Origin of the sequence: Streptomyces luteoverticillatus (assembly GCF_003970715.1) — a bacterium.
In the GTDB taxonomy this organism is placed as follows: domain Bacteria; phylum Actinomycetota; class Actinomycetes; order Streptomycetales; family Streptomycetaceae; genus Streptomyces; species Streptomyces abikoensis.
Map to the genome: position 1 here is coordinate 2,017,198 of NZ_CP034587.1, position 11,491 is coordinate 2,028,688.

At 72.6% G+C, this 11,491-nt stretch carries 9 protein-coding genes; 8 read left to right on the plus strand and 1 reads right to left on the minus strand.

What is annotated here, in order from left to right; all coding sequences use genetic code 11:
* The first annotated feature begins 27 nt into the window (after window positions 1–27).
* From EKH77_RS08525 to EKH77_RS08545, 5 genes are all read left to right on the plus strand, one after another.
* On the plus strand, window positions 28–1,560 hold the full coding sequence (locus EKH77_RS08525) for a leucyl aminopeptidase (protein ID WP_126913807.1): 1,533 nt from the start codon (window positions 28–30) through the stop codon (window positions 1,558–1,560).
* Between the two features lie 322 nt (window positions 1,561–1,882).
* Window positions 1,883–3,271 carry a dihydrolipoyl dehydrogenase gene (gene lpdA / locus EKH77_RS08530; protein ID WP_126913808.1) on the plus strand — a complete coding sequence of 463 codons (1,389 nt, stop codon included), beginning with the start codon at window positions 1,883–1,885 and terminating at the stop codon, window positions 3,269–3,271.
* A 49-nt stretch (window positions 3,272–3,320) separates the two neighbouring features.
* A complete protein-coding gene (sucB, locus tag EKH77_RS08535; protein ID WP_126913809.1) occupies window positions 3,321–5,090 on the plus strand; it encodes a 2-oxoglutarate dehydrogenase, E2 component, dihydrolipoamide succinyltransferase in 1,770 nt (589 codons plus the stop codon).
* Between the two features lie 137 nt (window positions 5,091–5,227).
* On the plus strand, window positions 5,228–5,851 hold the full coding sequence (locus EKH77_RS08540) for a GntR family transcriptional regulator (RefSeq protein WP_126913810.1): 624 nt from the start codon (window positions 5,228–5,230) through the stop codon (window positions 5,849–5,851).
* A gap of 199 nt (window positions 5,852–6,050) precedes the next feature.
* Complete coding sequence (locus tag EKH77_RS08545; RefSeq protein WP_126913811.1) at window positions 6,051–6,998, plus strand: helix-turn-helix transcriptional regulator; 948 nt, start codon at window positions 6,051–6,053, stop codon at window positions 6,996–6,998.
* 333 nt (window positions 6,999–7,331) lie between these two features.
* Here EKH77_RS08545 and EKH77_RS08550 read toward each other — a convergent pair whose 3' ends face one another.
* Window positions 7,332–8,261: an SDR family oxidoreductase gene (locus EKH77_RS08550; protein WP_240667272.1), complete on the minus strand. Its 930-nt coding sequence runs from the start codon at window positions 8,259–8,261 to the stop codon at window positions 7,332–7,334.
* Between the two features lie 193 nt (window positions 8,262–8,454).
* On the opposite strand from EKH77_RS08550, the gene EKH77_RS08555 reads away from it, so the two are divergent.
* From EKH77_RS08555 to EKH77_RS08565, 3 genes are all read left to right on the plus strand, one after another.
* A complete protein-coding gene (locus EKH77_RS08555) occupies window positions 8,455–8,973 on the plus strand; it encodes a DUF4240 domain-containing protein (RefSeq protein ID WP_164737765.1) in 519 nt (172 codons plus the stop codon).
* Between the two features lie 2 nt (window positions 8,974–8,975).
* On the plus strand, window positions 8,976–9,869 hold the full coding sequence (locus EKH77_RS08560) for a TIGR01777 family oxidoreductase (protein ID WP_126913814.1): 894 nt from the start codon (window positions 8,976–8,978) through the stop codon (window positions 9,867–9,869).
* 176 nt (window positions 9,870–10,045) lie between these two features.
* The gene (locus EKH77_RS08565; protein WP_126913815.1) at window positions 10,046–11,368 is read left to right on the plus strand and encodes an NAD(P)/FAD-dependent oxidoreductase; all 1,323 of its coding nucleotides are present in this window, start codon (window positions 10,046–10,048) and stop codon (window positions 11,366–11,368) included.
* Window positions 11,369–11,491 lie beyond the last annotated feature (123 nt).

Below are 11,491 nucleotides of genomic sequence, written 5' to 3' on the forward strand. Positions count from 1 at the left end.
TCAACGGAAGTAGGGACACCCACCACCGTGACTGCTCTGACTCTCAGCACTTCCAGTGCGGCGACGCTGCGCGCGGACGCCGTTGTCGTCGGTGTGGCGAAGGGCCCGAAGGGCCCCGTCGTCGCGCCCGGCGCCGAAGCCGTGGACCAGGCGTTCGACGGCAAGCTGGCCGCCGTCCTGGAGACCCTCGGCGCCTCCGGCGGCGAGGGTGAGGCCACCAAGCTGCCCGCCCCGTCCGGCCTGAAGGCCCCGGTCGTGCTGGCGGTCGGTCTCGGCGAACTGCCCGGCGAGGACGAGGGCTTCGCCGAGGAGGCGCTGCGCCGCGCGGCCGGCACCGCCGCCCGCGCGCTGGCCGGCGTCAAGAAGGCCGCCTTCGCCCTGCCCGTCGAGGACGCCGAGTCCGTCGCCGCCATCGGCGAGGGCGCGATCATGGGCGCCTACTCCTTCACGTCGTACCGGGGCACGGACGGCAAGAAGGAGGCCGCCAAGAACGACAAGAGCGCGCCGCTGGCCGAGGCCGCGATCCTGGGCGCCAAGCCCCGCGACAAGGCCTTCAAGGCCGCCGTCGAACGGGCCGCCGCCGTGGCCGCCGAGGTCAACCGCGCCCGCGACCTGATCAACATCCCGTCCAACGACCTCTTCCCCAAGAGCTTCGCGGCCGAGGCCCAGACCGCCGCCAAGGAGCACGGCCTCAAGGTCGAGGTGCTGGACGAGAAGGCGCTGCTCAAGGGCGGCTACGGTGGCATCATGGGCGTCGGCCAGGGCTCGGCCAACCCGCCCCGCCTCGTGCGCATCGCCTACACCCACCCGAAGGCGGAGAAGACCCTCGCCCTGGTCGGCAAGGGCATCACCTACGACTCGGGCGGCATCTCCCTGAAGCCGGCCGGCCACAACGAGACCATGAAGTGCGACATGAGCGGCGCCGCCGCCGTGTTCGCCGCGGTCGTGGCCGTCGCCAAGCTCGGCCTCGCGGTCAACGTGACGGGCTGGCTGGCCCTCGCGGAGAACATGCCGTCCGGCACCGCCACCCGTCCGGGCGATGTGCTGAAGATGTACAGCGGCAAGACCGTCGAGGTGCTGAACACCGACGCCGAGGGCCGCCTGGTGCTGGCCGACGCCCTGACCCGCGCCTCCGAGGAGAACCCGGACGCGATCGTGGACGTCGCCACCCTCACCGGCGCCATGGTCCTCGCCCTGGGCGACCGGACCTTCGGTGTCATGGCCAACGACGACGCCTTCCGCGCCGCGATCCACGAGATCGCCGAGGAGGTCGGCGAGCAGGCGTGGCCGATGCCGCTCCCCGCCGAGCTGCGCAAGTCCATGGACTCCTCGATCGCCGACATGGCCAACATGGGCGAGCGCATGGGCGGCGGCCTGGTGGCCGGCCTGTTCCTGAAGGAGTTCGTGGGCGAGGGCATCACCTGGGCGCACCTGGACATCGCGGGCCCGGCGTTCCACGAGAAGGCCCCCTACGGCTACACCCCGAAGGGCGGCACCGGCTCGGCCGTCCGCACCCTGGTCCGGCTGGCGGAGCGCACCGCCGACGGCGACCTCGGCTGAGGCCCCCTCGGGGGCCGAGGCGACGCGGCCCCGGGAATGTCCCGGGGCCGCGTCGTGTTTTCCCCCGGCGCTCGCGTTTTCTCCCGGCGAGTGTTCGCTCGGGGCGAAAACTCACATTTCTACGCACTGGTAACCCCCGAAGGTGACGCATCAGTCGTCACTCAGGCCCGGCCCGGCGTCCCGCCCTCCGTCAACAAGTGCGAAGATGTTGTCCCGGCAGGACAGGGCCCACCCATCACAGGGCCGAAGCAAAGCGGCCGTACGACAGCCGCCGCCCGGTCACCGACGACCGGACGGCGCACCCATGCATGGAGGACGTGACGTGGCGAACGACGCCAGCACCGTTTTCGACCTAGTGATCCTCGGAGGCGGCAGCGGTGGTTACGCCGCCGCCCTGCGTGGAGCCCAGCTGGGTCTCGACGTCGCCCTGATCGAGAAGGACAAGCTGGGCGGCACCTGCCTCCACCGCGGCTGCATCCCCACCAAGGCTCTGCTGCACGCCGGTGAGATCGCCGACCAGGCTCGCGAGGCCGAGCAGTTCGGTGTCAAGGCCTCCCTGGAGGGCATCGACATCGCGGGCGTCCACAAGTACAAGGACGACGTGATCTCGGGCCTGTACAAGGGTCTGCAGGGCCTGGTCGCCTCCCGCAAGGTCACCTACATCACCGGTGAGGGCCGCCTGTCCTCCCCCACGTCCGTCGACGTCAACGGCCAGCGCATCACCGGCCGCCACGTCCTGCTGGCCACCGGCTCCACGCCGAAGTCGCTGCCGGGCCTGACCATCGACGGCGACCGCGTCATCTCCTCGGACCACGCGCTGGTCCTGGACCGCGTCCCGAAGTCCGCGATCGTGCTGGGCGGCGGCGTCATCGGCGTCGAGTTCGCCTCCGCGTGGAAGTCCTTCGGCGCCGACGTCACCATCGTCGAGGCCCTGCCGCACCTCGTCCCGGTCGAGGACGAGAACAGCTCCAAGCTGCTGGAGCGCGCCTTCCGCAAGCGCGGCATCAACTTCGCGCTCGGCTCCCGCTTCTCCGGCGTCGAGTACACCGCCGACGGTGTGAAGGTCTCCCTGGAGAACGGCAAGACCTTCGAGGCCGAGCTGCTGCTCGTCGCCGTCGGTCGTGGCCCGGTCTCCCAGGGCCTGGGCTACGAGGAGGCCGGGGTCGCGATGGACCGCGGCTACGTCCTCGTCGACGAGTACATGCGCACCAACGTGCCGACCATCTCGGCCGTCGGTGACCTCGTCCCGACCCTCCAGCTCGCGCACGTCGGCTTCGCCGAGGGCATCCTGGTAGCGGAGCGTCTGGCCGGGCAGAACCCCGTGCCGGTCGACTACGACGGCGTGCCGCGCGTCACGTACTGCCACCCCGAGGTCGCTTCCGTCGGTATCACCGAGGCGAAGGCCAAGGAGCTGTACGGCGCCGACAAGGTCGTCACCCTGAAGTACAACCTCGCCGGCAACGGCAAGAGCAAGATCCTGAAGACCGCGGGCGAGATCAAGCTCGTCCAGGTGCGGGACGGTGCCGTGGTCGGCGTCCACATGGTCGGCGACCGCATGGGTGAGCAGGTGGGCGAAGCCCAGCTGATCTACAACTGGGAGGCGCTGCCCGCCGAGGTCGCCCAGCTCATCCACGCGCACCCGACGCAGAACGAGGCCATGGGCGAGGCCCACCTGGCTCTCGCCGGCAAGCCGCTGCACTCGCACGACTGAGTCCCGAGCGCACCACCATCCGCACTACTCGTAAGGAGCAACCGCAATCATGGCGGTTTCCGTAACCCTGCCGGCGCTCGGCGAGAGCGTGACCGAGGGCACCGTCACCCGTTGGCTCAAGGCCGAGGGTGAGCGCGTGGAGGCCGACGAGCCGCTGCTCGAGGTCTCCACCGACAAGGTCGACACCGAGATCCCGGCCCCCGCTTCCGGCATCCTCGCCTCCATCAAGGTGGCCGAGGACGAGACGGTCGAGGTCGGTTCCGAGCTGGCCGTCATCGACGACGGCACCGGCGCCCCCGCCGCTGCCCCGGCTCCGGCCGCCGCCGAGGCTCCGGCCCCGGCCGCCGAGCCCGCCCCGGCCCCCGTGGCCGAGGCCCCCGCCGCGCCGGCTCCGGCCGCCGAGGCCCCCGCCGCCGCTCCGGCCGCCGCTGCCGCCGGTACCGACGTCGTCCTGCCCGCGCTGGGCGAGTCGGTCACCGAGGGCACCGTCACCCGCTGGCTGAAGGAGGTCGGCGAGGAGGTCTCCGAGGACGAGCCGCTGCTCGAGGTCTCGACCGACAAGGTCGACACCGAGATCCCGGCCCCCACCTCGGGTGTCCTGCTCGAGATCCTCGTCGCCGAGGACGAGACCGCCGAGGTCGGCGCCAAGCTCGCCGTCATCGGCGCCGCCGGTGCCGCCGCCGCTGCCGCTCCGGCCGCTCCGGCCGCCGCCCCGGCCGCCGCTCCGGCTCCCGCCGCCGCTCCGGCCCCGGCTGCCCCGGCTGCCCCGGCCGCCGCCCCGGCTGCTCCGGCTGCCGCTCCGGCTCCGGTTGCCGCTGCTCCGGCTCCGGCCCCCGCGCCGGTCGCCCCGGCCGCTCCGGCTGCCGCTCCCGTCGCCGCCCCGGCGACGGACGGCGCCTACGTCACCCCGCTGGTCCGCAAGCTCGCCGCCGAGTCCGGCGTCGACCTGCGCTCCGTCGCGGGCACCGGCGTCGGTGGCCGCATCCGCAAGCAGGACGTCATCGCCGCCGCCAAGGCCGCGCCGGCCCCGGCCACTGTGACTGCCGCGGGCCCTGCCGCTGCCGCCTCGAAGGCCGCCCCGGCCCTCGAGGTCTCGCCGCTGCGCGGTCAGACGGTCAAGATGCCGCGCATGCGCAAGGTCATCGCCGACAACATGATGAAGGCGCTGCACGGCCAGGCTCAGCTGAGCTCCGTGATCGAGGTGGACATCACCAAGATCATGCGGATGCGCGAGAAGGCCAAGGCCGGCTTCGCCGCCCGCGAGGGCGTCAAGCTCTCCCCGATGCCGTTCTTCGTCAAGGCCGCCGTCCAGGCGCTGAAGGCCCACCCGGTCATCAACGCCCGGATCAACGAGGACGAGAGCACCATCACCTACTTCGACTCCGAGAACGTCGGCATCGCCGTCGACTCGGAGAAGGGCCTGATGACCCCGGTCATCAAGGGTGCCGGTGACCTCAACATCGCGGGTATCGCGAAGAAGACGGCCGAGCTGGCCGGCAAGGTCCGCTCCAGCAAGATCAGCCCGGACGACCTGGCCGGCGCGACCTTCACGATCAGCAACACCGGCTCGCGCGGCGCGCTGTTCGACACGGTCATCGTGCCGCCGAACCAGGTCGCGATCCTCGGCATCGGTGCCACGGTCAAGCGCCCCGTGGTCATCGAGACCGAGGAGGGCACCACCATCGGCGTCCGCGACATGACGTACGTGACGCTCTCCTACGACCACCGTCTGGTGGACGGCGCCGACGCCGCCCGCTACCTGACCGCGGTCAAGCAGATCCTGGAGGCCGCCGAGTTCGAGACCGAGATCGGTCTCTGATCCCGGTAGCCCCCACGGCTGCATGTGCCAAGGGCGCGGCCCCGGCTTCGTATCCGTACGAGCCGGGGCCGCGCCCTTCGGCATGAGCGGCCATGCCCGGATAATGGGCCCAGATCCACCGCGCCGAGGAGCCACCCATGTCACCCCCCGTCGTCCATTCGCTGCGCGAACAGATCCGCGAGCACATCCTCGAAGGGATCGTCAGCGGCCGCTGGCAGCCGGGCGAGCGGATCGTGGAGCGGCGGATCGCCGCCGAACTGCTCGTCAGCCAGACGCCCGTGCGCGAGGCGCTGCGGGAGCTGGAGTCGCTGCGGCTGATCGAATCCGCCCCCAACAAGGGCGTCCGGGTGCGCGACCTCACCGCCGCCGACCTCAAGGAGAGCTACCCCGTCCGGGCGGGCCTGGAGGCCGTCGCCGCCGAACTGGCGGCGGACGCCCTCGCCGGGGACGTCTCCGCGCTGGAGCACGAGGTGGCCGCCCTGCGGACGGCCGACCTCGCGCACGACAGCGAGGCCCAGGCGCGGCACACCGTGGCCTTCCACCGCGAGATCGTGCGGGCCTCCGGGAACTCCGTGCTGCTCCACACCTGGGAGTCCCTGGGCATCGAGGTGTGGACGACCCTGTCGATCCGCTGGCTGAGCCCGGAGCCGCGGGCCCACGCGGAGGACCACGCCGCGATCGTCCGGGCCTTCCAGGAGCGTGATCCGGGCATCGGGGAGCTGCTGAAGCGGCATGTGCTGAGCTGCGCGCCGCAGATCTGATCTTCTTCTCTGATCTTCTTTCGCACAAGGATTGATCGATCATCGATCAAAGGCGTATCGTCTCCCGCTGGAGCCGCACCGCGCCGCCCTGTCCTGTGTCGCGGTACGGCTCAGGGGTGACGACAGGACCTCGCGCGCTCAATCCGCTGCCCTGGCTGGCACGCGGGTTCCTGTCGTCGCGCCCCGGCATGATGGGCGCATGCGCGCGGCCCGTCTGATCAAGCTTGTCCTGCTCCTTCAGTCCCGCCCGTCGATGACCGGCGGTGAGCTGGCACGTGAGCTGGAGGTCTCCGAGCGCACCGTCGCCCGGGACGTCACCGCGCTCTCCGAGGCCGGGGTGCCCGTGTACGCGGACCGCGGCCGCGCCGGGGGCTACCGCCTCATCGGCGGCTACCGCACCCGGCTCACCGGCCTGGGCCGGGCCGAGGCCGAGGCCCTCTTCCTCTCCGGCGTGCCGGCCGCCCTGCGCGACATGGGGCTGGCGGACGCCGCGTCGGCCGCGCGCCTGAAGGTCGCCGCCGCGCTCGTCCCCGCGCTCAGCGACGCGCCTGTGAGCGCGGCCCAGCGCTTTCATTTGGATGCCCCCGCCTGGTGGCGCTCCGGCGAACCGCCCGAGCTGCTGCCCGCCGTCGCGGACGCCGTCTGGGACGACCGCCGGATGACGGCCCGCTACGGGCGGCGGGACGGGGAGGAGGTGGAGCGGGAGCTGGAGCCTTATGGGTTGGTCCTCAAGGCGGGGGTCTGGTATTTGGCGGCTCGCGTTGAGGATGACTTCCGGGTCTACCGGGTGGACCGCTTCACGGCCGTGGCGGTCGGGGAGGCCCGCTTTGAGCGGTCCGAGTCCTTCGACCTGCCGGCTTTCTGGGAGGAGCGGGCGGCGGAGTTCGCCCGCTCGATCCTGCGCGACCGGGTGGAGGTGCGGCTGACGGGGGAGGGTGCGCGGTTGCTGCCGCATGTGACGGACCGGAGGGCGGCGGAGGAGGCGCTGGCGGCGGGCGCCGCCACCGTGACGCTTTCGGTGGAGTCCTTGGAAGTGGCGTACGCGCAGTTGCTGGCGCTGGGGCCGGAGGTGGAGGTGCTGGGGCCTCCTCAGCTGCGGGCTCGCTTCGCGGAGGCGGCGGCGCGGATGGCGGCGCTGTACGGGTAGGTGGGTGGGTCGGGGGCGGGGTGGGGCGGACGGGCCCTTACGGGGCTGACCTCTTCGCGGTGCCTGGTATCACGGTGCTGGTTGCCCCGTATTTGGCCCTAGCGGCGAAGAGCTCCTTACGCCCCTACCAGGGCCCATCCACCCCACCCCGCCCCCTCACGTCACCCCAGCCGGGCCGGCCCCGTACCCGGGCAATCCGTGCCGGGCAATCGGGCGGGTGGGTGGGGTAGAACCCGCGCCGAAGGCGCGGGCAACCCCCACTGGGGGAACCCGGAAAGCCGCCGGAACCCCGCGCGGGGGCGCCGACGGGGGCACCCCGAAGCCAACGGCGCCCTACCGGTAATCCTCCGCGGACGCGGCCACTCCCCCGAAGACCACATCCCGAAAGTACGCGCCACAATCCGGCCGCGACCCGTCCACGTCAGTGAACCCGTACACCTTCGCCAGCTCCCCACTGGAAAGAGACCGCCCGTTCCAACGGGCACGATCCGGGTCACACGCCACCGCGGCAAGCGCCCGCCCGACGAACACCGGCGACTCCGCGATCGCGAAATGCGGCTCCTTCCCGATCGCGTCCCGCCACGTCCCCTCCGTGACGCCGAAGTGATCGAGCATCTCCTCCGACCGCAAGAACCCCGGCGTCAGGCACACCGCCGTCCCGCCGTACTCCTTCAGTTCCTGGGCGAGCCCGAAGGCCATCCGGATCGGGCCGTACTTGGCGAGGTCGAAGAAGAGATTGCCCCGGTAGGCCCGGTTGGACTCCTCCGTGCCGTCGGTGATCTCCACGAGCAGTCCCCCGGGCCGCCGGATCAGCAGCGGGACGGCGAAGTGGCTGGTGATGGCGTGGGCGTCGAGCGAGAGCCGGAGCATCCGCAGCCCGTCCGCCAGCTTGACCTCCCATACCTTCTTGTCGAACTCGAGCAGGTGGTCCCCGCCCCAGACGTCGTTGACGAGGACGTCGAGGCGCCCGTGCTCCCTGTCGATGCGCTCGACCAGCGCCCGTACCCGCTCCGGCTCCAGGTGGTCGACCGGCACGGCGATGCCCGTGCCGCCGGCCGCCGTGACGAGTTCGGCCGTCTCCTCGATGGTCTCGGGCCGGCCCACCTCGCTGCGCCGGTCGCGGGTGGTGCGCCCGGTCGCGTAGACGACGGCCCCCGCGCGCCCCAGCTCCACGGCCATGGCCCGCCCCGCGCCCCGGGTGGCCCCGGCGACCAGCGCCACCTTGCCGTCAAGGGGACGAACAACGTTCTCCGCTGCGGTCACGACAACATGTCCTCTCACTCGTTCCGTGCGACGGACATGACGTTCGCACCGATACCGGACACCTTGTGTCGGGTATCCGATGGACAAACCGCATCGCGGCATCACCCTCCCCGGTACTCGCCGATAACAACACGGCCGCATCCGAGCCCCTCCGGGTGCGTGGCCCCCCGGCAGGACCGATGCTGGAGCCGTGATGGACGAGACCGAGTTCTGGGAGCTGATGGACAGCACTCGTCAGGCCGCCGACGGGGACGCCGAGGAACAGGCCGACCTCCTGGTCGAGCGGCTGACGCAGCTCGATCCGGACGCCGTGCTGGACTTCGCCCGGCACTTCGAGGCGCGCTACAACCGCGCCTACCTCTGGGACCTGTGGGGGGCCGCCGCCGTCCTCCTCGACGGGGCGAGCGACGACGTGTTCGACTACTTCCGGTGCTGGCTGATCGGCCAGGGCAGGGAGGTCTTCGAGGGCGCGGTGCACGATCCGGACAGCCTGGCCGAGCTCCTGGACGACTTCGACGACGAGGTCGACGGGGACGGCGAGGGCCTCGGCTACGCTGCGGACGAGGCGTACGAGCAGCTGACCGGCGCGGAGACGCCGGACCTGGGCCTGCCGCCCCAGCCCCCCGAACCGGTGGGCGCCCCCTTCGACCTGGAGGACGAAGCCGTGCTGGCCGAACGCTTCCCCGCCCTCTGGGACCGCTTCCGGGAGTGACGATGCGCGTCGCGATCACCGGGTCGACCGGCCTCATCGGCTCGGCGCTGACCCGTTCGCTGGAGCAGGACGGCCATGAGGTGGTGCGGCTCGTGCGCCGCGCGCCCCGGGGACCCGGGGAGGCCGAGTGGGACCCCGGCCGGCAATTCGTCGACCCCGCGAAACTGTCCGGCTGCGAGGCCGTCGTCCACCTGGCGGGCGCCGGAGTGGCGGCGCACCGCTGGACCGCCGCGTACAAGAAGGAGATCCGCGACAGCAGGGTGCACGGCACGGGAGCGCTCGCCGAGGCGCTGGCCTCCCTCGCCACCCCGCCCCGCGTGTTCCTCTCGGGCAGCGCGATCGGCTTCTACGGCGACACGGGCGACCGCCCGGTGAACGAGGACAGCCCGCCCGGCAGCGGTTTCCTCGCCGAGGTCTGCCGGGACTGGGAGGCCGCCGCCGGCACGGCGACGGAAGCGGGCGTACGGACGGTCCTGCTGCGCACCGGGATCGTCCTCTCCCGGCACGGCGGGGCGGCGGCGAAGCTGTTCCCGCTGTTCCGGGCGGGCCTCGGCGGCCGGCTCGGCGACGGCCGCCAGTACTGGAGCTTCATCGCCCTGCGGGACCACGTCGCGGCCCTGCGGCACCTCCTGGACGCGGACGTCTCCGGCCCGGTGAACCTCACGGCGCCCCATCCGGCCACCAACCGGGAGGTGACCGAGGCGGTGGGGCGCGCGCTGAAGCGTCCGGCACTGCTGCCCGCGCCCGCTCCGGCGCTCAGGCTGGCCCTGGGCGAGATGGCCACGGAAGTGCTGGCCAGCTGCCGTGCCCTGCCCGACCGGCTGCTGGACTCCGGTTTCCGCTTCGCCTGCCCGGACGTCGAGAGCGCCGTACGCGCGGCGCTGACCGACAGCTGACGCATCCGCTCCAAGCTTCAAGAACCCCATCCGTGCGACCGCCGTGCGACCGTGCTCGCCCCGTGCGCGACTGTTATTGACCGGAATTCTCTCTACGGTCGAGGCGAACTCGCGCATTGCCGCCGCCCGTTGGGGGCATCAGGCCCCCAGCGAGCGGACCGACCCCGGGAGGGCACGTGCTCGACAGCGCACGCCACACCGCACACCACGCTGACGTCGTCATCGTGGGAGCCGGCCTGGCCGGCCTCTCCGCGGCTCAACAGCTCACCGCCGCGGGGGTGACGGTCACCGTCCTGGAGACGGCCCACCGCACCGGCGGCCGCATGACGACCGACAAGGCCGACGGGTTCCTGCTGGACCGCTCCGGCCAGCTGCTCAACACCTCCTTCCCGGAGCTGATCCGCACCCCAGGCCTGGAGGCGCTCAAGCTGCGCCCCTTCACCCCCGGGGTGCTGGTCCACGCCGACGGACGCAACCACCGCACCGGCGAACTCCGCGGCGCCAAGCGCGCCTTCACCACCGCCCGCGCCTTCGCGGCGGCCCGCGCGTCGCGGAGCGCCGGCCTCGATCAAGCGCGGCTCGGCGCGGCACTGGCCCGCCTGGCCGCGCTGCCCATCGACCGGATGCTGGCCCGGCCGGACCGTCCCACGTCGGCGACCCTCACCTCCCGGGGCCTGCCGACCCGCACGGTGGAGGGCTTCCTGCGCCCCCTCCTGACGTCCCTGCTCTCCGACCCGGACCTCACCACGTCCAGCCGCTGCGCCGACCTGGTGCTGCGCGGCTACGCGCGCGGCCGGCTCTGCCTGCCCGCCGGGGGCTCCGGCGTCATCCCCGAGCTGATGGCCGCCCAGCTCCCGCCCGGCACGGTCCGCACGGGGGTGGAGGCCGTCTCCGTCGGCACGACGTCCGTGGGCACGGCCGGGCACGGCACGTTCACCTGCCGCTCCGTCATCGTGGCGACGGGCGCGAGGGCGGCGGCCGAACTGATCCCCGGCCTCCGGCTCCCCGATTTCCACCCGGTGACGGTCCTCCACCACACGGCCGACGAACCGCCCCTGCGCGACGCCTCACTGATCCTCACCGGGACGTGCCGGGGGCCGGTGGCCCACACCACGGTCGCCAGCGAGGTGGACCCGGACCGCGCGCCCCTGGGCCGCACGCTGATCTCCTCGACGGTCCTGGGCCCGTCGGCGGCGACACCGACACCCGAGCTGGACCGCCTGGCACGCGCCCAGCTGGCCCGCGTCTACGGCACCTCCACATCGTCCTGGCACCTCCTCGCCGCCCACCACGACCCGGACGCGGTCCCGGCCATGCCGGCCCCCCACGACGTCCGCCGCCAGGTCCGGCTGCTCTCGGGGCTCTACGTCTGCGGCGACCACCGCGACACCAGCACGGTCCAGGGCGCCCTCTTCTCCGGGCGCCGCGCCGCCCAGGCGGTCCTCCGCGACCTGGGCATCCGCCCGGGCCACGGCACGCCAGCCCTACGGGCGGCGTAGCCCACCCACCCGCCCGATTACCCGGAACGAACAGGCCGGCCGCCCCGGGCTGAGGTGACGTGAGGGGGCGGGGTGGGGCGGACGGGCCCTGGTAGGGGCGTGAAGAGCTCTTCGCCGCTGGAG

Bases quoted from the DNA above. Each gene is read 5' to 3' on its own strand.
- sucB (WP_126913809.1), top strand. From the start codon at position 3,321: ATGGCGGTTTCCGTAACCCTGCCGGCGCTCGGCGAGAGCGTGACCGAG.
- EKH77_RS08540 (WP_126913810.1), top strand. From the start codon at position 5,228: ATGTCACCCCCCGTCGTCCATTCGCTGCGCGAACAGATCCGCGAGCAC.
- EKH77_RS08545 (WP_126913811.1), top strand. From the start codon at position 6,051: ATGCGCGCGGCCCGTCTGATCAAGCTTGTCCTGCTCCTTCAGTCCCGC.
- EKH77_RS08555 (WP_164737765.1), top strand. From the start codon at position 8,455: ATGGACGAGACCGAGTTCTGGGAGCTGATGGACAGCACTCGTCAGGCC.
- EKH77_RS08560 (WP_126913814.1), top strand. From the start codon at position 8,976: ATGCGCGTCGCGATCACCGGGTCGACCGGCCTCATCGGCTCGGCGCTG.